The organism is Serratia sp. TMDUHS_CL, assembly GCF_037137105.1.
In the GTDB taxonomy this organism is placed as follows: Bacteria; Pseudomonadota; Gammaproteobacteria; order Enterobacterales; family Enterobacteriaceae; genus Serratia; species Serratia nevei.
On sequence record NZ_JBBBDV010000001.1, the window covers coordinates 181,769 to 207,940 of the forward strand.

A 26,172-nucleotide genomic window follows, 5' to 3' on the forward strand; every position below is an offset into this window, starting at 1 on the left:
GCTCGGAGGAGGCCAAAACCTAATACGTGTGTGAAACATAATCGCGCGGCCTGGCCGTTGCGGTAGGTGAAACAAACTGTAAGGTGCCACTATGGGTAGACAGAAAGCAGTGATCAAAGCACGTCGTGAAGCGAAACGCGTTATTCGTCGTGACGCTCGTAGTCATCGCCAGCTGGAAGAAGAGTCTGTGACCTCGCTGGTGCAAATGGGGGGAGTCGAGTCTATCGGCATGGCGCGAGACAAGCGCGATAGCTCACCCATCGAGGCTAGAACCGAAGCTCAGGGTCATTACTTATCAGCCATAGAGAATAAGCAGCTGATCTTCGCCACCGGCGAAGCCGGCTGTGGCAAAACATTCATCAGCGCCGCCAAGGCGGCGGAGGCGCTGATCCATAAAGAGGTGGATCGGATTATCGTTACCCGTCCTGTTTTGCAGGCGGATGAAGACCTCGGTTTCTTGCCGGGGGATATCTCCGAGAAATTCGCGCCTTATTTCCGCCCGGTGTATGACATCCTGGTGCGCCGTTTAGGCTCTTCCTTCATGCAGTACTGCCTGCGCCCGGAAATCGGCAAGGTAGAGATTGCGCCGTTCGCTTATATGCGCGGACGTACCTTCGAAAATGCGGTCGTTATCCTGGATGAAGCCCAGAACGTGACCGCCAGCCAGATGAAAATGTTCCTGACCCGCCTGGGCGAAAACGTGACGGTTATCGTTAACGGCGACGTGACCCAGTGCGACTTGCCGCGCGGCGTGAAATCCGGCCTCAGCGACGCGCTGGAGCGCTTCGAAGAGGACGAGATGATTGGCGTTATCCGCTTTGAGAAACAGGACTGTGTGCGCTCTGCTTTGTGCCAGCGCACGCTCAACGCTTACAGTTAACCTATCCGCTAATGGAAAGGCCGCCTCGGCGGCCTTTTTTATCTCCGCAATTTCCCCTCTCGTTTAACCTTTGTGTAAATTATTGTGGTTTTTTGTATAGATTTTCGTTGAGTTAGCGTTAATGATTAATGGGTTCCAGATTGGCGCGCAACTTGCGTGCGCCGCCAAAAGGACACTATCTGGGGTGTGCGCCGCGCGGCGCATTGAGCGTGAGTTCCTTGATGCGATTCAAACATGAAATATATCATTCTGATTTTGCTTATTTTATGCGTCGTCTATGTGCATTACCGCGGGCGGGTTCGCTACAACGTGTGGCGACAGCTGTCTGACCATTCCACCTTTACCGCACCGCTGAACGTCTTTATGTACCTGTTTTCCCGCGTGCCGACCACGCCGTACCTGAAGCCGGAGCAGTTCCCTGAGCTGGCGGTACTGCGGGAGAATTGGGAAACCATCCGCGACGAAGGACAGAAGCTGATGGAGATCCAGCAGATCAAAGCGTCCGATCAATTCAACGACGCCGGGTTCAACTCGTTCTTCAAGACCGGCTGGAAACGCTTTTATCTGAAATGGTATGAGGACAGCCATCCTTCCGCCATGACCCTGTGCCCGCAGACCACGGAACTGCTGCGCAGCCTGCCTTCGGTCAAGGCGGCGATGTTCGCCGAACTGCCGGACGGCAGCCGTTTGCCGCGCCACCGCGATCCTTACGCCGGTTCGCTGCGTTATCACCTGGGGCTGATTACCCCCAACGATGACCGCTGCTTCATCGAGGTGGACGGCGAGCGCTACAGCTGGCGCGACGGTGAAGGCGTGATGTTCGATGAAACTTACCTGCACTACGCGGAAAATCAGAGCGGGCAGAATCGTCTGATCCTGTTCTGCGACATCGAACGGCCGATGCGCTACCGCTGGGCGCAGGCGGTGAACCACTGGCTGGGGCGCAATCTGATGAGCGCCGCCACCGCGCCGAACGAAGAGGGCGATCGCACCGGCGGCGTCAACAAGATGTTCAAATACATCTATGCGATACGCCGGGTGGGGAAACGCCTGAAGGCCTGGAACCGCACCGGTTATTACATCATCAAGTGGATTTTGTTCGGGGGGATCGCCGCGGCGATATTCTTCTCGGTATAACGAAGACAGGGGCGCACGGTGTGCGCCCCTTTTTGATCAGGCGAAGATAGTCATCATGTAGGCGGCGAACAGCGCCAGGTGGGCGGTACCGTTCAGCACGTTGGTGCGGCCGGTCGAGAACGACAGCTGGCACAGCAGCAACACCGTCAACATCACCACGATATGCGGCGTTTGCAGCCCGAAGATCAGCGTCTGCCCGGTCAGGGTAGCGATGATGGTGACCGCCGGTACCGTCAGGGAGATGGTCGCCAACACCGAACCGAAGAACAGGTTCATGGCGCGTTGCACCTGATTGTTCAACACGGCGCGCAGCGCGCCCAACCCTTCAGGCGACAGGATCAGCAGCGCCACCAGGAAACCGGTGAACTGCGCCGGCGCATTCATCTTGGTCAGCAGGCCTTCCAGCGGATTGGCGTTGAACTTGGTGACGGCGATAACCGCGATCAGGTGCACGACGAGCCAGGCGGCATGCCAGGCGCTGCTGTGCGAAGAGGGCTTGCCGTGATGCGGGTCGCCATCGTCGTCTTCATGCTCATACACGAACAGGCTCTGGTGGGTTTTGGTCTGGATCACCAGGAACACGCCATACATGGCGGCAGAGATCAGCGCCACCAACAGCGCCTGCCCGGTGCTGAAGTTACCGCCCGGCAGCGCGCTCGGGAACACCAGCACGATCACCGCCAGCGGGAAAATTGCCATCAGATACTGTTTGATGCCGCCCAGGTTGACGTACTGGGTGGCGAACTTGCGCCCGCCGAGCAGCAGCGCGAAACCGACCAGGCCGGCGGAAACGATCATGATGATGGAATACAGCGTGTCGCGCATCAGCGCCGGCGCGGCGTCGCCGGTGGCCATCAGCGCTGAGATCAGGCTGACCTCGAGGATCACCACCGACAGGCTGAGGATCAGCGAGCCGTAGGGTTCCCCCAAACGGTGGGCGAGCACGTCGGCATGGCGCACCACGCTGAAGGCGCTGCTGAGGATCCCCACCAGCGCGAGAATATTGATGCCGACGATCAGCGGAAAGTAAGTGGTGCTGCTCCACAGATTCAACACCACCAGCGCGGCGATGGGGAAGATCAGCGAGTATTCGGTGTGGCGAGATTTGGTGGATCGGCCAGGATCGTGTTGCGACTTCATGAGGGTGGCACTCCTTCTCAAACAGCGTAGCCCGTCAGCGCCGGTCGCCGTGATGCGGCAACTCTGCGTTTCCAGTAGGTATTTTATATTAGGATACACCCACGGCGCCGGTGTGATGTTGTTTTTATCTGAGAAAGCAATTGCTTGCTTTATGTGATCAGGGTAACAAAAAAACCGCACGGGGTGCGGTTTTATTTACTTACTTTTACGCAATAACGCCAATTTTTAACGTTAGATATGAGAAAAGTCGTGTTTACTTATTTAGCATGCGGTTAATAAAGGGAAATGCAGCCGTTAGTCGTCAATATTATCCATGATTTCATGCCGTTTATTGTGGTAACCCTCTTCATTTAGCCCCTCACGCCAGTAAGGTACGGCATAAAGACGATTACGATCGCATTGACGTTCACGGCGCAGGTAACGGCGCAGCTCTACCACCAGGCGATCTTCACCGGCGAGCCAGAAGTGCGTTTCGCCCTGCGGCAGGGATTGTGCGCGGAAACGGGCGATCAGGTCGTTGGTGTTCTCCGTGCCGCCAACGATCCAATTCACCTCAACGCCGGCCGGTTTTCTCAGATCAATCACGTCGGCGGTGCTGTCGACGCGGACGAAAGCGCGCCCGGCGCTGTGCGGCGGCAGATTCTCCAGCAGCGCGGCCAGCGCAGGCAGTGAGGAAGGATCGCCCGCCAGGCAGTAGAAATCGGCCGCCGGCAACATCGGTTTGGGGCCGCCCGGGTTGCTGATGCCGATTTTATCGCCGGCTTTCGCCTGGCGCGCAAAGTCGACCGCCGGGCCCTGGTGATCGTGGATCGCGAACTCGATGTCCACCTCCGCCTGTTCCGGGCGCACGGCGCGAATGGAATAGGTACGCACGATCGGGCGCACGGCGTCCGCCGCCCAGCGGGGGCCGTTTTCGGTCAGCGTCGGCAGATCCGGCTGGGTTTGGCCGGCGAGCGGCAAAAAGACCTTGATGTGCGCAGCGGCGGCGTTGGCCGGGTAGTAGCGCAGATCGGGTGCGGTAAAGGTGATGCGGCGCAGGTGCGGCGTAATGTCCTGTACGGCGCTGACGGCGATCAGGTAGGGGGCGCGTGAGCGAGGGGCTTCGGTAGTCACGGGGATCTCCTTATAGTTCGTTTGGCGGTGAGTATATCATGCCGTTTGATAATGAGAATTGTTTGCTCATTGAGGCGCAACTGCGTGTGAGCTAGGCTTAAGCTTCACGGAATACGCACGGGAGGACGTGATGCCCTATCAAGACACGAACGACTTGCCGGACAATGTGAAGCATGTGCTGCCGGCCCATGCTCAGGCGATCTATAAAGAAGCGTTCAACAGCGCCTGGCAACAATACCGGGATCCTGAAGACCGACGCGGTGACGACAGCCGGGAGGAGACGGCGCACAAGGTGGCCTGGGCGGCGGTCAAGCAAAGCTATCGCAAGGGCGACGATGAGCGTTGGCACAAAAAGTAACGCTTTATGGCCTGATAAAATCGCGCAGACGTTATGCTGACCCGGCAATTAATATTATTGCTGCTCAGTACAAATACTTTTCCACGTTAACACTGCTTTGCAACTTGATTGCGCGGCGGGAAAAGAATATGTTCATTATTAATCGGCGCGGTTATTGAATTAATAAAATTCCGCACCTAAAAATAAAATTGCAAAGGTTCAGTAGTGGCGAGGGAGGACGAGAAATCGTATTCCCGGGAGGTTGTAACAGTGTTAACGCGAGATTTTCTGCAAAAAGCGGATTGCAAAACCGCATTCGGCGCTATTGAGGAGTCGCTGTTGCTGACGCCTGAACAGCGCGCAGCCTCGTTGGATTGCACGTTATCGCGCCGGCCGGATCACAGCCCGGTTTGGGTATTCGGTTACGGTTCGCTGATGTGGAACCCGGTTTTTGAATCGGAAGAAGTGCGGCCTGCCATGCTGCAGGGCTGGCACCGGGCGTTCTGCATGCGCTTGACCGCCGGGCGCGGCACGCTGCATCAGCCGGGGCGCATGCTGGCGCTGAAAGAGGGCGGCCAGACCACCGGATTGGCCTTCCGTCTGCCGGAAAGCAAGCTGCGCGAAGAGCTGGAGCTGCTGTGGAAGCGCGAAATGATCACCGATTGCTACGTGCCGACCTGGTGTGAGCTGCAGCTTGAGGGCGGTGAGGTTGTCACTGCGCTGGTGTTCGTGATGAACGCGCAGCACCCGCTGTTTGAAGCAGACACCAGCCACCAGGTGATCGCGCCATTGATCGCCAGCGCCAGCGGCCCGCTGGGCACCAACGCGCAATACCTGTTTGCGCTGGATAACGAGCTGAAGCACCACGGCATGCAGGATGATTGCATCGGCGATCTGGTGCGCTATGTACAGCAATGGTTGCAGCAGAACCGGCCCGGCGCTTTCGGGGCGGAGGCCACGGCCTGAGGCGTTGGCAGGGTGGCAAACAGTGAAGGGCTCAGCACGCTGAGCCCTTTTTCATATATCTAATACCTCTATTTAATAACTTTATTCTGCATGATTATCTAAGGCGCTTTCTTTGTGTGGTTATTTATCTCGTTATTTTTAAAGCCATTCATCATTTTCCCCCGTCGTCATCCCCCAAGAGTAACGATAAATAATTCACTTAGTATTAAATTGCATAACTAAAGGCTATTTTTTATTTGTTCAGCCCCGCAGGACTCCGTATCAATATGGAAAACGCTACCGCAAGAAACAGGGAGACGGGGATGAACTTTCAACAATTAAAAATTATTCGCGAATCGGCGCGCTGCAACTACAACCTGACCGAGGTCGCCAATACCTTATTTACTTCGCAGTCCGGCGTCAGCCGGCATATTCGCGAGCTGGAAGAAGAGCTGGGCATTGAAATATTCATTCGTCGCGGCAAGCGGCTGCTGGGTATGACCGAACCCGGCAAAGAGCTGCTGGTGGTAGCGGAACGCATTCTCAACGACGCCAATAACATCCGTCGCCTGGCGGACGTCTTCAGCAGCAACGATTCGGGGCAGCTGCATATCGCGACGACGCATACCCAGGCGCGCTACAGCCTGCCGGGGGTCATCAAAGAGTTTCGCGCGCTTTACCCGCGGGTACGGGTGGTGCTCAATCAGGGCAGCCCGGAGGAGATCGTTTCGATGCTGGCCGCCGGCGAAGCCGATATCGGCATCGCCAGCGAACGGCTGATGAGCGACGAATCGCTGGCGGCGTTCCCTTACTATCGCTGGCATCACACCATTCTGGTGCCGGAAGGGCACGAGTTGACGCGTCAGCCGCAGGTGACGCTGGAGATGCTCAGTACCTTGCCGCTGATCACTTACCGTCAGGGGATTACCGGGCGCGCGAAGCTGGATGCGGCGTTCAAAGCGGCGGGTCTGACGCCGGACATCGCGCTCAGTGCGCAGGATTCCGACGTGATTAAAACTTACGTCGAGCTGGGGTTGGGCGTGGGTGTGCTGGCGGACATGTCATATGAAAAAGAGCGCGATCGCGGGTTGGTGAGCCTCAACGCCGAGCACCTGTTTGAACCCAATACGGTATGGCTGGGCCTGAAACGCAGCCAGCTGCAGCGCAACTATGCCTGGCGTTTTATCCAGCTGTGCAACCCGACGCTGTCGCTGACCGAAATCAAGGACAAGGTCTTCTCGTCACAGCTGGATGCGGTGATTGACTACCAGATTTAGTCGGACAGCTGGGCCCCGCCGGATAGCCACAGGGAAAGGGGATTAGTCGTCGGTACGTTCGATCAGGTGACGTTTACTTTTTCTGAACGGGCCGATGGCTTCCCATTCCGGGAGTTCTTCAGGCGGACGCGGGTTGGCCATCTCCCAGCGATGGTGTTGGCGCAAAATCTCGATGGCGATGCGTTTTTGCTCTTGAATGGAGAGCGTAGGGTCGGTCAGATCCTTATTTTCCATTTTGGCTTCCTTTCTGCTCGTTATTTATACGCACCTTATCACATTTGGCCCCGTACTTTTCCAGTGATTGTATGTGCTTTTTCAGTGCGTTGAAGCTGGTTTTACATGTCATGGTACCGGGTATTACTTCAAAGGCGGCCTGACGAGTATACAGCGCCAACACGCGGTGATTGATTGCGTGGCTGATAAGTATGTCCGGCGGAGGCACCGGCGTCAGCCTCTGCTCTTGCAGGTTCAGGCCATACAGATACAGGACCTGCAAGCAGTTGCGCAGCATATTGCCTTTCAGGGGATGTTGCGCTTCACGCAGGGAGAAATTCTCCAACGCGACAAGTTCGATAACGTTCTCTGCCTGGAGATAACGGCACAGGCAAAAGCCGGCGCGGCTCAGCGGGCTGGCCATTTGCCGATAGACGAAAGCGAAACTCATCGGCGTTTGGGCATGATATTTAAAAAGAGAGCGCCAATTTAACGTATGCCCGTTTTTTCTGCCTTTTTGCCAGCGCCGGTCTTGTACCGTCAGACGAGTCATAAACAGATCCGACTCAAGCAGGACGCTGTTCATGTCTGTCAGTGTTTGCTCTATCGCTCTCTCATGCCGGTGTGAGACGCCATTTTCTGGTGGATGGTTTTCCATTTTCCCGTCCCTTGGGTGACCGAGCTCACGTTAATCACCCAATGAAACAGACTCAAACCCCGCGTTTCACCGCTGCGAACTGCGCCGCAAAGACAGTTATCCATTGCGGCCAGGTGCCGTGAGAGTGCGATCTGGCGTGCAATACTCTCTCTAATAATCAAAACCCCATCTATATACATAAAAAGAATATCTATAGTGATTTAAGTACCTTCAGCTGCCGATCGTGCTCGCATACACTCGCGAAATTATTATAAATTCCATCTGCTTGGAGAGTTTCAGATGAAAGCGCTCGTTCCTTCTTTGCTGTTTTTGGCCGTGGCGGCCAGCGTTAACGCGCAGGCGGCGACGCCGGCCAACACGCTGGTGATCGCGCAGTCTATCGATGACGTGGTCAGCTTTGACCCGGCCCAGGGATTTGAGTTGACCACGGTGCAGTCGTTCAACAGCCTGTATCAGCGTCTGATCCAGTCCGATCCGCACAACCCTATCGATCTGAAACCGACATTGGCCAGCAGCTGGCAGGCCGGCGCCGACAATCGCAGCCTGACTTTCAGCCTGCGCCCGGACGCCAGGTTCGCCAGTGGCAATCCGCTGCGGCCGGAAGACGTGATCTTTTCGCTTTCGCGGGTGGTGAAACTGAATCTGGAGCCGTCGTTTATCCTGACGCAGCTGGGCTGGAACGCGAAGAACGTGGAGCAACACCTGAGCAAGGTGGATGACCACCAGGTAAAAATCAGCTGGAGTGAAAACGTCAGCCCGGCCTTCGTGCTCAGCCTGCTGTCGGCGCCGGTATCGTCGATCGTCGACGCCAAAGAGGCGCTGGCGCACCAGCAGGGCGACGATCTGGGGCACCAATGGTTGAACAGCCACTCCGCCGGCAGCGGCCCTTATAAAATCCGCACCTATGTGCCGCACGAAGTGGTGGTGCTGGACGCCAACCCAGGCTCGCCGGAAGGGGCGCCGACGCTGAAAACCATCCTGATCAAAAACGTGCCCGATCCGGCCGCGCGCCGCTTGCTGATCGAGCAGGGCGATGCCGATATCGCGCGCAACCTGGGGGCAGACCAGATGGCGGCCTTAAAGGGCAAGCCGGGCGTCAAACCCCTGGCGATTCCTTACGCTTCGCTTTATTTCCTGCAGTTCAACGCCAAGGCGTCACCGGCGCTCGGCAATCCGGCGTTCTGGGAGGCGGCGCGCTGGCTGTTCGATTACAAAGGCATCGCCGACGATCTGCTGAAAGGGCAGTTCCAGAGCCATCAGGCATTCCTGCCGGACGGTTATCTGGGGGCGCTCAAGGATCAGCCGTACAGCTTCAATCCGCAAAAAGCCAAAGAGATACTGGCCAAAGCGGGGCTCAGCAACGTCAGTTTCCGTCTGGACGTCAACAACCAGCCGCCGTACCTGGATATCGCCCAGGCGCTGCAGGCCAGCTTTGCCCAGGGCGGCGTGAAGGTGGAACTGGTGCCGGGCATCAGTTCGCAGGTCTCTACCAAGGTGAAAGCGCTTAACTACGATGCGACGCTGACCTCCTGGGGGCCGGATTATTTCGACCCTAACACCAATGCCGCAGCCTTCGCCTACAACCCGGAAGACGGCAGCAAGACGCTGGCCTGGCGCGCCAACTGGCAGATCCCGGCGCTGAGCAAGCTGACGCTGGCCGCCACCGCGGAAAACGACACCGCCAAACGGGTGGCCGACTACCAGCAACTGCAAAAACAGGTGCAGCAAAGCTCGCCGTTCGTCATCGGCCTGCAGGCGCGCAGCCTGATCGCGGTGCGTGACAACCTCAAGGGTTATGTGCAGGGCATCAACCCTGACATGGTGTTCTACAGCAAGGTCAGCAAGTAATGGCCGCTGAACTGTCCGCCAGCGCCGGGGCGGCCCGGCGGTATTGGCGCTGGGGCGGGCGGCTGCTCGGCGGCGCGCTGTCGCTGGCGCTGACGTTGCTTGGCCTGCTGCTGTTCACCTTCATGCTGTCGCACCTGGCGCCGATCGATCCGGCGCTGCAGGTGGCGGGCGATCACGCCAGTGAAGCCACCTATGCGCAGGTGCGGCACGAGCTGGGATTGGATCAGCCGTTACCGATGCAGTTTTGGCGTTATCTGGTGCACCTGGCGCACGGCGATTTGGGCATTTCGCGCATCACCGCCCAGCCGGTGTTGAGCGATTTGCTGCGTACCTTCCCGGCGACGGTGGAGCTGGCCACCTGCGCCATTATCCTCGGCGCCCTCGGCGGCATTACGCTGGCGTTTCTGGCGGTGCTCAGGCCGGGCAGCTGGCTGGATAACGCGGCGCGTCTGCTGTCGCTGATCGGTTATTCGGTGCCGATTTTCTGGCTGAGCCTGCTCGGGCTGCTGCTGTTCTATGCCACGCTGCACTGGTCGGCGGGGCCGGGGCGGCTCGACGACATCTACTTGTACAGCATGGAGCCGCGCAGCGGTTTCGTGTTGATCGACAGCTGGCTGTCCGGCGATCGCGAAATGTTCTACAACGCCATCGGCCACCTGTGGCTGCCGGTCGTGGCGTTGGCGCTGCTGTCGATGGCGGGCATTACCCGATTGCTGCGCGCGGCGATGCTGGAAGAGTGCAACAAGGAATACGTGACGCTGGCGCGTTCCAAGGGGGCCGGGCGCCTACGCATTCTGCTGCGCCATGTGTTTCCCAACGTACTGGGCACGCTGATCACCGTACTGTCTCTCTCCTATGCCAGCCTGCTGGAAGGGGCGGTATTGACCGAAACGGTGTTCGCCTGGCCCGGCGTCGGGCGTTATCTGACCTCGGCGCTGTTTGCTGCTGACACGCCGGCGATCCTCGGCGCCACGTTGCTGATCGGCACCTGTTTCGTGCTGTTGAATGCGCTGGCCGACGCCTTGACCTATTTAGTGGATCCGCGAACCCGATGAGCCAATATCTCTCTGAACACGAACCGCAAAGCGAGCCGGTCGTCGGTTACCGCCGCGGTCGGCGCCTGACCACGCTGACGCTGGGCGCGGCACTGGTGGCGATTTTGATCGTCACCGCGCTGCTGGCCCCGTGGCTGGCGCTTTTCGATCCCAATCTGCAGCATATCGAGCTGCGGCTATTGCCGCCTTCCGCCGCACATTGGCTGGGCACCGACGGCTTCGGCCGCGATTTGCTCTCCCGCGTGATTTACGGCGCGCGGCCGACGCTGATTCTGGTGTCGCTGATTCTGGTGTTGACCATACCCATCGGCCTGCTGGTCGGCATTGGCGCCGGTTATCTTGGCGGCTGGGTAGAGCGCATTTTGATGCGCCTGACCGACATTTTCTTGTCGCTGCCGAGCCTGGTGATCGCGCTGGCGTTTGTGGCGGTCATGGGGCCGGGGCTGATGAACGGCGCGCTGGCGCTGGCATTGACCAGCTGGCCGGCCTTTGCCCGCCAGGCGCGGGCCGAAACACTGGCGCTGCGCCGCAGCGACTATCTGGCGGCGGCGCGCATGCAGGGCATCAACGGGCTGCGGCTGATGGTCGGCCATATTTTACCGCTGTGCCTGCCGAGTGCGGTGGTGCGCGCGGCGCTGAGTCTGGGGGGCATCATCCTGTCCGCTGCCGGTCTGGGGTTCCTCGGCATGGGCGTCGCGCCGCCGACCGCCGAATGGGGCTCGATGGTGGCCGAAGGCAGTAAAGTGATTTTCGACCAATGGTGGGTCGCCGCCGCGCCGGGCGGGGCGATCCTGTTCGCCAGCCTGGCGTTTAACCTGCTGGGCGATGGCCTGCGCGACAAAATGGATCCTCGTCATGGGCACTGATAACACCTTATTGAACGTCGAACGCCTGGCGATCGGCGTGCCGGGGCTACAGCCGGTGGCGCTGGTGAAGAATATTTCGTTCAGCATGGGGCGGGAGCGGCTGGCGCTGGTCGGTGAGTCCGGCTCCGGCAAGTCGTTGACCGCGCGTGCGCTGATGGGGCTATTGCCGCCGCCGTTACAGCTGCAGGCGCAGCGCCTGACGTTGGGCGGTGAAGACTTAACGCGCCTGAGCGAGCGCCAGTGGAGCCGGCTGCGCGGCGACCGGGTGGCGATGGTGATGCAAGATCCCAAGCATGCGCTGAATCCCAATCAGCCGATCGGCCGTCAGGTGGAGGAGCCGCTGGTGCTGCATGCAAAGCTGAGTCGCGCCGAGCGGCGTGAAAAAGTGCTGGAGATGCTGGCGGCGGTGGGCTTGCCCGATCCGGCGGCGCTGTGCCGCCGCTATCCGCATCAGCTCTCCGGCGGCATGGGGCAGCGGGTGATGCTGGCCATTGCGCTGATCAACGATCCGCAGCTGTTGATTGCCGACGAACCGACTTCGGCGCTGGATCACCAGATGCGTGATCAGGTGCTGCAGCTGATAGACAATCTGGTGGCGCAACGCAATATGGGGCTGATCCTGATCAGCCACGATTTGCAGCAGGTGGCGCACCACTGCGAGCGGGTACTGGTGATGTACAAAGGTGAGCTGTTGGATCAGCTGCCGGCGGCAGAGCTGGCGCAGGCCACGCACCCTTATACCCGCACGCTGTGGGCGTGTCGGCCGAGCCGCGAGACGCGCGGCAAACCGCTGCCGGTGCTGGATCGCGCGCTGTTGGAGACGTTGAAATGAGCGTGATTGCACTGGAGAACCTGAGCGTCAGTCACCGCCAGGGCTACGAACTGCGCACCGTGGTGCATGAGGTTAACCTGCGCATCGAACCGGGCGAGTGTTTCGGGCTGGTGGGGCCTTCCGGCTGCGGCAAGTCCTCTTTGCTGTGGGTGCTGGCTGGGCTGAACGGCAGCTGGCAGGGCAACTTTGAGTTGCTGGGGCGGCGGCTGCAGCCGGGGCAGGCGTTTACCGGCGAACTGCGGCGCGAGGTGCAAATGGTGTTTCAAGATCCCTATGCTTCGCTACACCCCAAACACCGGCTTTTGCGTACGCTGTCGGAGCCGCTCAAGCTGCTGAAGGAAAGCGACATCGAACGTAAAATCAGCGCGGGCTTTCGCCAGGTGGGGTTGGATCCGCGCCTGCTGGATCGCTACCCGCATCAGCTGTCGGGCGGCCAGCGGCAGCGCGTGGCGATCGTACGCGCATTGTTGCTGCGGCCGAAGCTGCTGTTGCTGGACGAACCGACTTCGGCGTTGGACATGTCGGTGCAGGCGGAGATCCTCAACCTGCTCAACGAGCTGAAACAGGCGGGCGATCTGACTATGGTGCTGGTCAGCCACGATGCGGACGTGATTGACCATATGTGCGATCGTTCGGTGGCGATGGCGCACGGCCGCATCATCGTTTGAACCTATGCCCGCCAACGCGGCGGGCATATCCATCTTGGTAATAAATAAAGCAATTTATCGTCGTTCTTCCGTTAATTCTTACCCCCTACACTCGACAAACAGCGCAACCGCGTGATTGTGGAGAGTGTATCGATGAAACGGTTAATCCCAACTTTATTGTATGGCGCGCTGGCGGCCGCTTTCGGTGCGCAGGCCGCCACCCCGCAGGATACCTTGGTGGTGGTCAGTTCGCTGGAGGGCATTATCAGCCTCGATCCGGCGGAGAGTTTTGAAACCGTCAGCTCGGCCAATCTGGTCAACCTTTATCAGCGCCTGGTGGCGCCGGATCGCGCCGCGCCGCAAAAGCTGGCGCCGGACGCCGCAGGCAGTTGGCAAGCGGGCGCCGATGGCCGTAGCCTGACCTTTACCCTGAAACCGCAGCAACGCTTCGCTTCCGGCAATCCGCTGCGGCCTGAAGACGTCATTTTCTCGCTGGTCCGCGCGGTGAAGCTGAACAAGGCGCCGTCGTTTATTCTCGGCGAGTTTGGCTGGACGCCGGATAACGTTGAGCAGCAGCTGAAAAAGGTGGGAGATAACCAGGTGCAGCTTCGTTGGCCCGCCAACATCGGCAGCGAGCTGGCGTTGCGGCTGCTGACGGCGAACGTGGCCTCGATCGTAGATGAGAAGCTGCTGAACGAGCACGCGCAGCAGGGTGACTACGGCAATGCCTGGCTGCGCAGCCATTCCGCCGGCGGCGGTCCGTATCGGGTAAACAACTATGTGCCGCACGAGGCGCTGCTGTTCGGCCGCAACGACTATGCGCCGTCGCCGGCCAGACTGAAAACGGTGTTGTTCAAGAACGTTAGCGACGCCGGCACCCGCCGTTTGTTGCTGCTGAAAGGGGATGCCGACGTGGCCTACGATCTGGGGGCCGATCAGTTCGACTCGCTGCGCAATGTGCCGGGCGTACGCATCGAGCAGGCCGATGCGCCCCGGGTCTATTACCTCGGTTTCAACACCGGCAGCAAAGACAACCCGGCACTGGGCAATCCGGCACTGTGGCAGGCGGCGCGCTGGCTGGTGGATTATCAGAGCATCGCCGAGCAGCTGTTGAAAGGGCAATATCGGGTGCATCAGGCCTTCTTGCCGCAGGGATTGGACGGGGCGCTCGACGATCGGCCGTTTAGGCTCGACGTGGACAAAGCCAGACAGATCCTGCGCGAGGCCGGCATCGCCGAAGGGACGCGCATCAGTCTGATCGTTATCAACCAGCCGCCGTATACCGACATCGCGCAGGCGTTGCAGGCCAGCTTTGCGCAGGCCGGGCTGCGGCTGGATATCCAGCCGGTGGTGGAGAGCGATCTGTGGGGCAAGATGCGCGGCCGCGATTTTCAGGCAATCTTCACCTACTGGGGCGCCGACTACCTGGATCCGAACACCAACGCCAGCGCCTTTGCCTACAACGTGCCCGGTGGGCCGAAAACCCTGGCCTGGCGCACCCAGTGGGGCATTCCCGCCATCAGCGCGGAAACGCGTGCCGCGGCCGCGGAGGGCAACAGCGCCGCGCGCAGCGCACGTTACGTCACGTTGCAACGTGAACTGCAGGTCAGTTCACCTTATGTGGTGGCTCTGCAGGGGCAAACTCTGGTGGCATTGCGGGACAACGTTGAAGATGCCCGGGTGGATATCGCCAACAGCATGCTGTATCTGGACCGGGTGAGTAAGTAGCGACCGCGCCGCGCGCCTGGCCGGGCTTCTGGCGCGCCAAAGGCCGACAGCGTGTGAAATCGCCTGCTGTTGCAACCGCGGAGCGCGAGAGGTTGTATCAAGGTGAAATAAAATGAAATTTCATAACGTGCTCATGTGGCGGTGATAGATTGGCGCTGAAAGGCGGCGTTGTTTACGCCTTCAGCGCGGTCGTTCGCAATGATGCGAACACATCACGTCAGGAGATATTATGGACAATAACGGAAACGCTTCAGTGGAGCGCGCAGCAACCTTGCTCGCCACCGGCGAGGTTGTGACGCCGGAACAGTTTTATCAGGACAGCGACGGAAGCAACTGGGGGCCGGCGATCAACAAAGCGGCGGCGGCGGCGCTGCAAGCCGGCGGTACGTTATCCCTGGGCAAACGGGTGTATACGGTCGCCGGGCACGTACTCATTCAGACGACAACGGACATCTACGGCGGCATCGGTTTGCGGGTGGTCGGATTGGGGCGGGCGACCAAAATCGTCAAGACCGCAGACAGCAGCTATACCAATGAACAAGGCGAAACCAAGAAAGCGGTGATCGTGGTGAAAGGCTTCGCCAATCTGACGCTGCACGGCTTGACGTTGCGGGATGATACCGGCGCAGACGATACCCACGGCGTATGGTTCAGCGATCTCAATATGACGAAGTTTGATATCCGTGACATCTACACCAAGGTTGGCGGTTATTCGCTGTTTGTGTCGGGTGACATGTTCATTAACTGGCTGGTGAACGTGCAGATGGAAGCTAACGCCAATCGCCCGGGGGATGGGGTGCTGTGGATGAACAAATCCGGCACCACCAATTTTATCGACGGGCTCTACGCCGCTCGCGCCAAAGGCACCGCGTTCAGAATTTCAGGGTTTTACTCTACGGTCGGCTCGTTGGCCGCGGATGACTGCATCGGCGATATCTACAATTTCAAAGATTTTAACGGCACGATCAATTCATTGGGCTGCGAGAACCGCAATACGCAGCGCGCCGCCAGTGTCAGCGTGCTGTCCACCAACTTTGCCCAGGGCACGATAGGCAATATCAATATCCAGGACGCGCAGAACGTGGAGAGCGGGGGCGTGCTGTGCCGGTTCATCAACGAATCCCGTTGGGATATCGGTCAGTTGAATCTTTACAGCGGTTCGAAAACGCCTTTCCCGGTGGCGATCGCCGCCTGCAACAACAATACCGAGGTAACCTTCAGTAACGTCTATAACGGCGGTGTCCCGGTGGCCGGCAAAAGCACCGTCGACGTTACGTCGTTTTTAAGCGGGGTCGAAGCGATGTACAGTCTGGGTGAGCGGGCTATTGCCCCTTCCTCCACCAGCAATCATTTGCCGCGCAATATCTCGAAACAGCCATCGTGGACTTTGTTAGGCACCTTGACCGCGCCGGATCGGCAACCCACAACGCACATTACGCTTCAGCAGGGCGTCAACACCAAGGTGCTGGCGTGCGATTTATATATCACGTTCGACCTGTCTTCGCAGGCGACCGCCTTTGTCGTCAATAGAGGCAGCTATAGCGCGAAAAGCGCCTTTATGTTGCGGCGCACCGGGCCGTTGAGCTGCGAAATATATTATCGCGTCGAGAAGGATTTCGGCTTTGGCAGTTATCAGGTGCAGACTACGCGCGGCAGTTACTGGCGGCCGGACGGCGCTTCGTTGAGCGCGCCCCCCTCCGATGCGTTGGAAATCCGTAGCGACGAGATGTTATCCACGACCAGACTCACGGCGGTCCAGCCACTGGCCAATCCGACAACGGCCAGCACGGCAGAAGTGGCCGGATTACTCAATCGGCTGATCGAGGCGCTGAAGACCTAACCGAACAACGTCAGCGCGCTTTGGTCGGCGCCCATCAAGAGCTGCAGCCAACCGGCCGCCGCCAGGGCGATACCGAAAGGTTGCGGCGTTCGCCAGCCGCGGCGCGGGTGCCGGCCGTGCGCTACCGCCAGGCCTAACCCGAACGCCGCCGCCATGCAGACCAACAGCGGCAACGTCGTCCAACCGAGCCAGGCGCCCAGCGCCGCCAACAGTTTGAAATCGCCTTGGCCGATGCCGTTACGCCGCCGCACCTGCCGATAAAGCGCGTTGAGCAGCCACAGCGCCCCGTAGCCGGCTGCCGCGCCGATAACCGCATCATCCAGCGGTGCCCAGCGAGCGTCAAGGTTGCACAGCAGCCCGCCCCACAGCAGCGGCTGGGTTAGCCGGTCCGGCAGCCATCGGTGGCGCCCGTCGAGCCAGGCCAGGGCGATCAGCAGCACCGCAGCCGGTGGCAACCACAGCCGGTGCGCTGCCGACAGGTCGAAAGGCAGCGTCGCCAACGCCAACCCCAGGGCCGTCAACAGCAGGCTGCGGCGGCGCAATCTCGGTAGGTTGGCGCGTACGGCTACCGTTCGCTCCAGCCGGGTGATAAGTGAGAAGGCGAGCAGGCCGGCCGACAACAGGGCTGTGAAAAACAGCACGTGCCACAGTGAGGAAAGAAACATCAGGGTTCCGCCAGTCGTGAAAAAGATGTTTAAAATAACGGCAAAATGCGTATTTCACCGGGATGAAATGCGGCGGCCTGCGGGATATGCGCGGTTGCGCGCAGCACGGCCTTACGTATTGCATGGCAAAACAAGCCGCTACGTGTCGGCTCGCAGCGTTACTGCACGTTTTATCGGCAAAATCGGCGCTAAAAGAGTGTGAATTCACCTGCGTTCGGAAGGGGGGCGAGTCAATGGTGTGATGTGACGGCGTCACTCTGGCCGATTGGGGTTTATCCTATTGTTTCTGTTCGCCAAGCCGTTAGGCTTTAAGGGAGAGGCGTCCCCGCCAGGCCGGGACGTAAGGTTTTTCAGATCTGTCGCGGGAAAGGCGATAGCCAAGCAGTGGGTTGGCGCGATCCAGGAGGGAGAGAAGCCAACGGTGTCATGACAGACGTGATTCAGGCAGGATTTATCAAGACCCAAAAACGATTTTGGCGCCGTCGCCAGGCGGCCTGGCTGGCTGGGCCGCTGATGTGGCTGGCCGGCATGGTGCCCGTGTGCGCCGAATCCCCGCCGGCGCCGGACGCCGTTATTTCTTCCGAACAGCAAGCTGCGGATCCGGCCGAGAACTTGCCGGATCTGGGCGGTGCGCCCGACGACGCCGCGCGTGAAAAACAGTGGGCCGAGATGGCCAAACAGCTCGGCGAGAAAGATCTGAACAACGTTTCACGTCAGCAGATGCGCAGCCGCGCCGAGGATTATTTGCTGGGCCAGGCGGCCGACACGCTGCAGCAACAGGCGCAGGAACTGTTGTCGCCGCTGGGCACTGCCCGGCTATCGCTGAAGATGACCGGCGAGGGCGATTTTACCGGCAGCAACGGGCAGTTATTCAGCCCGCTGTACGACGTTGACGGATTGTTGACCTATAGCCAGATCGGCTGGCTGCAGCAAAGCGCCGGGGCGCTGGGTAACTTTGCGCTGGGGCAGCGCTGGATCGTCGGCGACTGGCTGCTGGGCTACAATACGGCGCTAGACAGCGATTTCGCCCGGCAGCGCAATCGTGGCAGCGTCGGTGCGGAAGCCTGGGGAGACTACCTGCGTTTCTCCACCAACTATTACTACCCGCTGTCGGCGCTGTCGCAGCAGCCCGGCGATGGGGTGTTTTTCAGCCGCCCGGCACGCGGTTACGACATCACGACGCAAGGCTACCTGCCGTTTTACCGCCAGATCGGCGGTTCGCTCAGCTATGAGCAGTACCTGGGCGACAATGTCGATCTGTTCGGCAGCGGCAAAAAGCAAAGCGATCCGCGCGCCATGCAGCTGGGGCTCAATTACACCCCGGTACCGCTGGTGACGATGAAGGCGTTGCACAAGATTGGCGCGGGCGGGCAGAGCCAGGAGCAGGTTGAATTGGCGTTGAGCTATCGGCTCGGGGTGCCGCTGGTGAAGCAGATTTCGCCGGAGTATGTGGCGCAGGCCAAGTCGCTGCGCGGCAGCCGTTACGATCCTATCGAACGCAAGAACGTGCCGGTGCTGGAGTTCCGCCAGCGCAAGACGCTGCAGGTGTTCCTGGCCACGCCGCCGTGGAGCCTGCAGGCGGGAGAAACCGTGCCGCTGGTGCTGGAAATCAAGGCGTTGAACGGGATTTCTCATGTCAGTTGGCAGGGGGATACGCAGGCACTGAGCCTGACGCCGCCGCACAACGCCAACGATCCGCAGGGCTGGACGGCGATCGTGCCGCCGTGGGACGACGCGCCGGGCGCCGCCAACAGCTATCGGCTGTCGGTCACGCTGGAGGACGATAAACAGCAGCGCGTGACCTCGAACTGGATAGCGCTGAAAGTGGCGCCGCCGCTGACCGCGACCTCCGGGGAAGACGCGGGCCTGCCGCCGATCAAAACCCTGACGCCGCCGCCCATTCCGGCGCAAACCGGGCCGCTGTACGGCGGCGATTAACCGTTTTTACCCTGCAGCACCCACACGGCCGCCTCGACGCGGGATTTTAGCTTCATCTTCTTCAGCAGGTGTTTGACGTGTACCTTGACGGTGCTTTCGGTGATGGTCAGGCGGCGGGCGATCAGCTTGTTCGGCAGCCCCTGAGCGATCAGCTTCAGGATATCCCGCTCGCGCGGCGTCAATTGCTGAATATCGCGATCGGCGCTGGGGCGGTTTTCCCGCAGGCTGGCGGCGAGGATCGGCGTCAGCGTCTCGCTGAGCACCATCTGCCCGGCCGCGGCCTGATGCAACGCCTTCAGCAGATCCTCCGGCTCCATGTCTTTCAACAAGTAACCGTCGGCGCCGCGCTTGAGCGCGCTGACGACGTCGTCTTCATGGTTGGACACGCTGAACACCACGACGCGCCCTGACAGGTCGGTCTGGCGCAGGCGATCCAGCGTTTCCAGCCCGTTGATGCCGGGCATGTTCAGATCGAGCAGGATCAGATCCGGATCGTGCTGTTCCGCCAGCGTGACCCCTTGTTCACCGTTGCTGGCTTCGGCGATGACCTGCAGGCGAGCGTCCATGCCAATCAGCTGTTTTACGCCGTTGCGCAGCATCGGGTGGTCGTCGATCAGTAAGATTGTGGCGGCGGTTTCTGTCGTCATGATGTCTCCGTTAGTCGATGGCGTGGTTATCCGGCGTGAAGCTGACTCGCACCTCGGTGCCGCCGCCGCTGCGCGGTAAAATGTCGCAGCGGCCGTGCAGGCTCTTGGCGCGATCGCGCATGATGATCAAGCCGTAATGGTCGGGGCGAGACGTCTCGGCCGGCAGGCCGCGTCCGTTGTCGCATACGCTCAGGGTCACTTCGCCCCGTTTATTGATGACCTGAATGCTCACCTGGCTGGCGGCGGCATGCTTAAGGATATTGCTGAGCGCCTCGCGGGCGATCTGCAGCAGGTGAATGGCCTGGTAGGCGGGCACCGTGCGCGGCCCCAGTTGGTAATCGAGATGGATGGTCAGGCCCAGTTTGGGATTGAACTCCGCGACCGTCGATTGCAACGCCGCCAGCAGGCCCGGCTCGGTCAGCTGCAGGCGGAAGGTGGTCAGCAGCTCGCGCAGCTGGCGATAGACGCCGTTCAGCTCTTCGCGCATCTGCTGCACCAGCGCCTGACTGGCGGACGAGAGCGTTTCGCCCTGCATCTGCAGGCAGGCGATCTGCATTTTCAGGCAGGAGAGCGATTGGGCGATAGAGTCGTGCAGCTCGCGGGCGATCGCCGCCCGTTCTTCCATCAGCATCAGCTGCTGCTGGTGGTCGACCTGACGCTCGATGGCCAGCACGCTGGTCAACTGCTCCACCAGGGTGTTGATCAACTGGCGGTGCTCATCGTTCAGCGGCTGTTGCGGCGCATGTTGCGCCACGATCACGCCGTAGTCGCCGAGCTTGTCGCTCAGGCTCCAGCTCAGCGACGGGTTGTCGGGATGCTGGCGGTTGCTGTCGTTCAGGCAGGCGCTGCACACCGGATTATGGCAATGCTCCGGCCGCAGCGGCTGGTTGCCGCTCAGCTGCAGCAGCGGCTCCCGGCTGTCGTTTTCATACAGCCGTACCTGAATGGCGCGCAGCGGCGTCAGGGTTTGCAGTTGATTGAGCAGCGGCGTCAGGCGACTGCACAGCGGTTCGCTGGCGTGCAGCAGGCGGCTGGCGCGATAGAGGAAGCTCAGCACCTGATTTTTCTGCTGCAGGTCGGCGGTCTTCTCGGCCACGCGCTGCTCCAGCCCGCTGTAGGTGGCCGACAGCTCGTCGGACATGGTGTTCAACGCGCCGCCGAGCGACGCCATTTCATCCTGGTGGCCGCGCTGCGCGAAGCGGCGGCTAAAGTCGCCGCGGCCCACCGCCAACGCCATCTCCACCAGCTGTCGCCACGGATGCAGCAACCGGCGGCGCAGGTAGCAGGTGGTGCCGATCAGCAGCAGCAGGGTCAGTGCGATGAAGCCGGCCTGCACCAGCGTCACCATCAGCAGGCGGCGCTCGGTTTGCCTGTCGATATCCGAGACCAGCTTATCCAGCAGCTGCACGAAGTGCGCCACCTGCGGCGCGGCATCGGCCGGGCGCTGCGCGCTGCGCAGGCGAGGTTGCAGGGTCTGCTGCCAATAGTCGCGCAGGGCGTCGAAAGGTTGCGTCAGCCCTTCCTGTTCCACCGAACGCTGCAGGTCGGGGCTGTTTTCGTCGCGCTCCAGTTCGCGGATCAACGTTTCATGCCGCTCATCCAGCGGCACCTGCGCCAGCAGCCGGTAGCTTTGCATACGCAGCGATCCGGCCTTGTTGATGGCGTGCGCATTGCCCTGAATGCTCTGCGACATCCAGGCGGAAATCCCCATGCCGGCCACGCCCAGAATGCCCGACAGCAACATCAGCAGGGCGACCTGATTCACGATCGAAAGCGGGGCCAACAGGCGTTTCATAAGCGCGGATTCCTGGCGTTTGGCGCCGCTGAGGCTCAGGGGCGAAGGCGGCGACGGGGGTAAACAAGTAACGATTCAGCCGTATTTTTGATTATCCCTGAGCATAACCCCATACCTCGAATGAAGTACCCATTAGTTTCCGGCGGGGGAGCAGGACGATGAAAGTGATGCAGGTTTTATTTTCAATGCATTGATTTTAATTGATTTAATTTTTAATTGTGGCGTACCCCTAAGGGGATGAGGGCGCTATTTGCGGCGCCAACTACTTGCATTCGGGTTGATATACATCAACTTTGCCGCCGGGGCTGCCCCCTAGGGTGTGCGGAATGATCCCCCGTGTCTGAGGTTTTTATGTCGCAACTTGCAACGCCTTCATCAAAGAAAACCGGTGCGCTGATTCAGGACTGGCGTCCTGAAGACAGCGCCTTTTGGCAGCAGCGTGGCCATCGTATCGCCACCCGCAACCTGTGGATTTCCATTCCCTGTCTGCTGCTGGCCTTCTGCGTCTGGATGCTGTTCAGCGCCGTCGCGGTCAACCTGAACAAGGTGGGCTTCAATTTCACCACCGACCAGCTGTTCCTCCTGACGGCGCTGCCGTCGGTTTCGGGCGCCATTTTACGCGTGCCGTATTCATTCGTGATCCCGCTGTTTGGCGGCCGCCGCTGGACCGCCATCAGCACCTGTTTCCTGCTGGTGCCGTGCCTGTGGTTGGGATTCGCGGTACAGGACAGCAGCACGCCGTACAGCGTGTTCGTCATCATTTCCCTGCTGTGTGGCTTCGCCGGCGCCAACTTTGCCTCCAGCATGGCCAACATCAGCTTCTTCTTCCCGAAAGCGCGTCAGGGCGGTGCGTTGGGGCTTAATGGCGGGTTGGGAAATCTGGGCGTCAGCGTTATGCAGCTGGTCGCGCCGCTGGCGATCTCTTTCAGCCTGTTCGGCCTGTTTGGCGGCACGGCGCAAAATCAGGCCGAGGGAGGCCAGCTGTGGCTGGAAAACGCCGCCTGGATCTGGGTGCCGTTCCTGCTGGTGGCCACGCTGGCGGCCTGGTTCGGCATGAACGATCTGGCGGCGGCCAAGGCATCGTTACGTCAGCAACTGCCGGTGCTCAAGCGCGGGCATTTGTGGATGCTGAGTTTGCTGTACCTCGCGACCTTCGGATCTTTCATCGGTTTCTCCGCCGGCTTCGCCATGCTGTCGAAGACGCAGTTCCCGGACGTGGTGATCCTGCATTACGCGTTCTTCGGGCCGTTCCTTGGGGCGCTGGCGCGACCGGTTGGCGGTGCGCTGTCTGACCGCTTCGGCGGCGTGCGGGTGACGTTGATCAACTTTGTGGTTATGGCCGTTTTCGCCGCGCTGTTGTTCCTGACCTTGCCGAGTGCGGGGGAGGGCGGTTCGTTCATCGCCTTCTACGGCATCTTTATGGTGCTGTTCCTCACCGCGGGGCTGGGCAGCGGCTCGACTTTCCAAATGATTGCCGTCATTTTCCGTAAAATCACTGTCGATCGCGTCAAAGCGGCCGGCGGCAGCGATGAAAGCGCGCAGCGTGAAGCGGTGACGGATTCTGCCGCCGCATTGGGCTTTATCTCGGCGATTGGCGCGGCCGGCGGTTTCTTCATTCCCCAGGCGTTCGGCACTTCGCTGGCGATGACCGGTTCGCCGGCGGGGGCGATGAAAGTGTTCCTGGTGTTTTATATCCTGTGCGTGGTGATCACCTGGGCGGTGTATGGCCGCAAGAAAAAGGCCTGAGTATCAAACGGCTTTCTCTATCCCTTCCCGACAGGGGAGGGATATTTCGTTCATTCCGAGTCATCTCTTCTCTCCTCCTCAGTGAAATTTTCTGTCTTTAGGTAAAATTCTCATCCCCGATTACCGTTTTTTTCTTTTTTTATAGCACTATCTCTCAATGTCAGAATGCTTTCGCGTAAACGGATTATATTATTTGCACGGTTTTTTCTTTTTATTGAGAGTATTCCTGCATTAAATCATTAATGCCTTTCCCGCAGGTTAAATGAAATTTCCGGGAGGGTGAGGCATAATTAGTGCGATTGTTATAAGATCATCTATAGGGTTTTGTCTTAGATGCTGCGCCCATCCACTGGAATGAACACTGGGGTTAAATCAGACAACTCTCATTCTGTTTTTTCCGGCTTTTTGTAGTCTATCTGGCAATCAGATTAGGTGGAAAAACAGGATGAATTCACGTGGCGGAATGAAATTTCACAATTTTATTCGATTAACAATCAAACAACACTGCTGGCTTTTTCTTTTAAAATCAATGGGGTGCTAGTTTGAATTTTACGGTAATCATGAAAGAAATCCATGTTGCCAACAGGGAAAAAGAGTCGTTTGGATAAACATAACATCCTTAATAAGGCCTAATGTAAAAAATGAAATCAGAAAATTTTTATAAAAGCCAATCTCCAATGGATGCAACCTGTTGAGTTTACATTTAATTTCTTGAACATTTTTTGATATTTCTATACAAAGTGTGCAGGACAGGCACGCTAAGGAAATTAAAAGTGAATCTTGATAAAAGAATAAAGATTAGGAATCTCGATGTTCTGACTCCTGCCGGGGAGAAATTCCGTCTGCGTTGGAAGGAGTATCAAATTCTTTCGCTGCTTGTCGCCAGATCACCAGAACTGGTTACCCGAACGGAAATTATAGAAAATATCTGGAAAGGAACTTATTGTTCAGATTCAACGATAAATCAAACAATTAAATCTATTCGTCAGAAAATTAGCGATGCGGAACATACGCTTATCAGAACCATTCCTCGTTTGGGTTACAAGGTGGAAAATCAAGCCGTTTTTCACTTTATATCCGAAGATGAGGACTACGCTGACGACGATATATTAAATGACGGCAATGATATTGGCGCTGATATTCAAGCGGAACTTTCCGAAAATGAAAGTGAATCGCCTGAAATCAACGAAGAGAAAATAGATAAGCCGCGTAAATCGCCCCTTGTTGCTGCGCCTGTCGCAACGATGGAATCAGCTAAAGCACCGGTGCAGGAAAAGAAGCCGGTGGCAGTGCGTCGCTTTTTCAGCATGCCTGCCAGCCGCGTAGTGAAATACCTGACGGTATTCGCTTCGTTGCTGGTTATTTCACATTTTTCATATGTGCTCGGTAACCAAACTCGCCCGCCGGTGATCAATGATATTCAGAACAACACGCGCGTCGTGTTGACGCTGACGCTGAATAATCCCCATACCAACAGCCCGCAAACCCTGTTCTGCCTGTACCAGGGCGAGAGCATGGATCAGGCGACCATCGAATGTGTCGACCCTAAGCAAGGGCAGCTTAAATTGCCGGTAAAATATGAGACTTCTTCTACGCCGGGTAAAGGTCGGATTAATCTTATATTGCCGAATAAAACCTTGCAATATCAAGTTGCTTACGATGTTAAAAATTAACGCTGAATGAGGTTTTATCTTTAGCGATAATTTTACATTTGATGAAATCTTTTATTTCATTATTTGTTATTTGAAAGCCAGGTTCGATTTGTCCAGTCTGGAACTCATTACCTAACGCATATTAGCGCCCTGTTTCCATTGCGGTGACAGGAATAATGAGAAACCTGCTGAGTGACAAATTATGGATAAGCGTAAAGTAGCTATTATCGGGGGTTCCGGTTTTATCGGAACACGCCTGGCGAAACGTCTCAGTGAGCGCGACGACCTGACGTTGGTCATCGTTGACAAGCAACCCAGCGCACATTTTCCGGCGCTCTATCAGTATGGCGATGTGACGCAGCCCCAGACCTTGCAAGAACCGCTGGCGGGCTGTGATGCCATCATTAATCTGGCGGCGGAACATCAGGACAATGTCGATCCTATTTCGCTCTATTATCAGGTCAATGTCGAAGGCGCACGCCATGTCTGCATGACCGCCTCCGCATTGAATATTCGCCAAATCATTTTCACCTCCTCGGTTGCCGTTTACGGGTTCGTTGAACAGGAAACCGATGAAGGGGGGCGTTTCGAGCCCTTCAACCATTACGGCAAATCCAAGCTCGAAGCGGAATATGTTTATGAAGCCTGGCGCAAGGCGGATAGCGCAAACAAATTGACCATCATCCGCCCGACGGTGGTTTTCGGGGAAGGCAACCGCGGCAACGTGTATAACCTGTTCCGCCAGATCGCCAGCGGCCGATTCGTGATGATTGGCAGCGGTAATAATATGAAGTCGATGGCCTACGTTGAAAATATTGCCGCGCGGCTGGAACATGCGCTGGATCAACAGTCAACGTATCAGGTCAGCAACTACGTCGATAAACCGGACTTTACGATGAATCAGTTGGTCGACGTTATTTCCTCTTCGCTGGGCAGAGAAAATAAGACGATTCGCATTCCCTATGCCGTAGGCATATGCGGCGCAACCGCCTTGGATGTTGTCAGTAAAATAAGTCGCAAAAAATTCCCAATCAGCCGCGTAAGAGTGCAGAAATTCTGCGCCAGAACGCAATTTAAAAGTAGTGTGCGGAATAATTTCGTGGCGCCAGTAGAACTTGATTCGGCAATCGAAAGAACCATTAAGCATGAGTTTTCTGAGAGATAACTTAACCGCACGCTGGCGTTATTTACCTATTTCCGCCGACAAGCGGAT

General features: G+C 58.3%; 23 protein-coding genes. 16 read left to right on the top strand and 7 right to left on the bottom strand.

The genetic code is table 11. The annotated features are described in order from the left end of the window. Positions 1-91 precede the first annotated feature (91 nt). Together phoH and lpxO are read left to right on the top strand one after the other, a co-directional pair. The gene (gene phoH, locus WCL58_RS00910; RefSeq protein WP_015378226.1) at positions 92-880 is read left to right on the top strand and encodes a phosphate starvation-inducible protein PhoH; all 789 of its coding nucleotides are present in this window, start codon (positions 92-94) and stop codon (positions 878-880) included. A 234-nt stretch (positions 881-1,114) separates the two neighbouring features. Beyond that, positions 1,115-2,017, top strand: coding sequence for a lipid A hydroxylase LpxO (lpxO, locus tag WCL58_RS00915; RefSeq protein WP_025303230.1), 903 nt, complete (start codon positions 1,115-1,117; stop codon positions 2,015-2,017). Between the two features lie 36 nt (positions 2,018-2,053). On the opposite strand, the gene chaA is transcribed toward lpxO, so the two are convergent. Beyond that, positions 2,054-3,157, bottom strand: coding sequence for a sodium-potassium/proton antiporter ChaA (chaA, locus tag WCL58_RS00920; RefSeq protein WP_060424093.1), 1,104 nt, complete (start codon positions 3,155-3,157; stop codon positions 2,054-2,056). Between the two features lie 294 nt (positions 3,158-3,451). Next, the gene (locus WCL58_RS00925; RefSeq protein WP_060424091.1) at positions 3,452-4,270 is read right to left on the bottom strand and encodes a siderophore-interacting protein; all 819 of its coding nucleotides are present in this window, start codon (positions 4,268-4,270) and stop codon (positions 3,452-3,454) included. A 130-nt stretch (positions 4,271-4,400) separates the two neighbouring features. On the opposite strand from WCL58_RS00925, the gene chaB reads away from it, so the two are divergent. The 3 genes from chaB to cbl all read left to right on the top strand — a co-directional run bounded on the left by chaB (position 4,401) and on the right by cbl (position 6,829). Then, positions 4,401-4,628 carry a putative cation transport regulator ChaB gene (gene chaB, locus WCL58_RS00930; protein WP_049202016.1) on the top strand — a complete coding sequence of 76 codons (228 nt, stop codon included), beginning with the start codon at positions 4,401-4,403 and terminating at the stop codon, positions 4,626-4,628. Positions 4,629-4,877: 249 nt separating this feature from the next. Continuing rightward, the gene (locus WCL58_RS00935) at positions 4,878-5,573 is read left to right on the top strand and encodes a gamma-glutamylcyclotransferase (RefSeq protein ID WP_049202018.1); all 696 of its coding nucleotides are present in this window, start codon (positions 4,878-4,880) and stop codon (positions 5,571-5,573) included. A 302-nt stretch (positions 5,574-5,875) separates the two neighbouring features. Beyond that, a complete protein-coding gene (gene cbl / locus WCL58_RS00940; protein WP_033634950.1) occupies positions 5,876-6,829 on the top strand; it encodes an HTH-type transcriptional regulator Cbl in 954 nt (317 codons plus the stop codon). Positions 6,830-6,871: 42 nt separating this feature from the next. Here cbl and WCL58_RS00945 read toward each other — a convergent pair whose 3' ends face one another. After that, on the bottom strand, positions 6,872-7,063 hold the full coding sequence (locus tag WCL58_RS00945; RefSeq protein WP_033634949.1) for a hypothetical protein: 192 nt from the start codon (positions 7,061-7,063) through the stop codon (positions 6,872-6,874). After that, positions 7,053-7,700 (bottom strand): hypothetical protein, encoded by a 648-nt coding sequence (locus tag WCL58_RS00950; RefSeq protein WP_336850318.1) that lies wholly within the window; start codon positions 7,698-7,700, stop codon positions 7,053-7,055. Before WCL58_RS00950 ends, WCL58_RS00945 begins: the two co-directional genes overlap by 11 nt. A 279-nt stretch (positions 7,701-7,979) precedes the next feature. Here WCL58_RS00950 and WCL58_RS00955 point away from each other — a divergent pair, with 279 nt between their 5' ends. From WCL58_RS00955 to WCL58_RS00985, 7 genes are all read left to right on the top strand, one after another. After that, positions 7,980-9,548: an ABC transporter substrate-binding protein gene (locus tag WCL58_RS00955; protein ID WP_049271726.1), complete on the top strand. Its 1,569-nt coding sequence runs from the start codon at positions 7,980-7,982 to the stop codon at positions 9,546-9,548. Beyond that, on the top strand, positions 9,548-10,603 hold the full coding sequence (locus WCL58_RS00960; RefSeq protein ID WP_060439732.1) for an ABC transporter permease: 1,056 nt from the start codon (positions 9,548-9,550) through the stop codon (positions 10,601-10,603). The genes WCL58_RS00955 and WCL58_RS00960 overlap by 1 nt, the downstream gene beginning before the upstream one ends. Beyond that, positions 10,600-11,469, top strand: coding sequence for an ABC transporter permease (locus tag WCL58_RS00965; RefSeq protein ID WP_336850320.1), 870 nt, complete (start codon positions 10,600-10,602; stop codon positions 11,467-11,469). The genes WCL58_RS00960 and WCL58_RS00965 overlap by 4 nt, the downstream gene beginning before the upstream one ends. After that, entirely contained in the window at positions 11,459-12,301 is an 843-nt protein-coding gene (locus tag WCL58_RS00970; RefSeq protein ID WP_060439734.1) for an ABC transporter ATP-binding protein, read from the top strand. Before WCL58_RS00965 ends, WCL58_RS00970 begins: the two co-directional genes overlap by 11 nt. Next, the gene (locus WCL58_RS00975; protein WP_084827663.1) at positions 12,298-12,969 is read left to right on the top strand and encodes an ABC transporter ATP-binding protein; all 672 of its coding nucleotides are present in this window, start codon (positions 12,298-12,300) and stop codon (positions 12,967-12,969) included. Before WCL58_RS00970 ends, WCL58_RS00975 begins: the two co-directional genes overlap by 4 nt. Positions 12,970-13,101: 132 nt before the next feature. Beyond that, positions 13,102-14,676, top strand: a complete 1,575-nt coding sequence (locus WCL58_RS00980; RefSeq protein WP_180547343.1) for an ABC transporter substrate-binding protein — start codon at positions 13,102-13,104, stop codon at positions 14,674-14,676. 229 nt (positions 14,677-14,905) lie between these two features. Beyond that, a complete protein-coding gene (locus WCL58_RS00985; RefSeq protein WP_336850323.1) occupies positions 14,906-16,516 on the top strand; it encodes a hypothetical protein in 1,611 nt (536 codons plus the stop codon). Here the strand turns inward: WCL58_RS00985 and WCL58_RS00990 are convergent. Continuing rightward, positions 16,513-17,181 (bottom strand): prepilin peptidase, encoded by a 669-nt coding sequence (locus tag WCL58_RS00990; RefSeq protein ID WP_336850325.1) that lies wholly within the window; start codon positions 17,179-17,181, stop codon positions 16,513-16,515. The two genes, WCL58_RS00985 and WCL58_RS00990, sit on opposite strands and share 4 nt — an antisense overlap. Positions 17,182-17,607: 426 nt before the next feature. Between WCL58_RS00990 and WCL58_RS00995 the strand changes: the two genes are divergently transcribed. After that, entirely contained in the window at positions 17,608-19,119 is a 1,512-nt protein-coding gene (locus WCL58_RS00995; RefSeq protein WP_330112847.1) for a YchO/YchP family invasin, read from the top strand. Here the strand turns inward: WCL58_RS00995 and narL are convergent. Both narL and narX read right to left on the bottom strand, forming a co-directional pair. Next, positions 19,116-19,766, bottom strand: a complete 651-nt coding sequence (narL, locus tag WCL58_RS01000; protein WP_016927346.1) for a two-component system response regulator NarL — start codon at positions 19,764-19,766, stop codon at positions 19,116-19,118. The genes WCL58_RS00995 and narL overlap by 4 nt on opposite strands. A gap of 10 nt (positions 19,767-19,776) precedes the next feature. After that, positions 19,777-21,561: a nitrate/nitrite two-component system sensor histidine kinase NarX gene (gene narX, locus WCL58_RS01005; protein ID WP_336850327.1), complete on the bottom strand. Its 1,785-nt coding sequence runs from the start codon at positions 21,559-21,561 to the stop codon at positions 19,777-19,779. Positions 21,562-21,912: 351 nt separating this feature from the next. Between narX and WCL58_RS01010 the strand changes: the two genes are divergently transcribed. From WCL58_RS01010 to WCL58_RS01020, 3 genes are all read left to right on the top strand, one after another. Further along, positions 21,913-23,307, top strand: coding sequence for a NarK family nitrate/nitrite MFS transporter (locus tag WCL58_RS01010; protein WP_060424071.1), 1,395 nt, complete (start codon positions 21,913-21,915; stop codon positions 23,305-23,307). A 773-nt stretch (positions 23,308-24,080) separates the two neighbouring features. Continuing rightward, complete coding sequence (locus WCL58_RS01015) at positions 24,081-24,980, top strand: transcriptional regulator (RefSeq protein ID WP_336850328.1); 900 nt, start codon at positions 24,081-24,083, stop codon at positions 24,978-24,980. Positions 24,981-25,161: 181 nt separating this feature from the next. Beyond that, positions 25,162-26,124, top strand: a complete 963-nt coding sequence (locus WCL58_RS01020; protein WP_060424066.1) for an NAD-dependent epimerase/dehydratase family protein — start codon at positions 25,162-25,164, stop codon at positions 26,122-26,124. Positions 26,125-26,172: the final 48 nt, after the last annotated feature.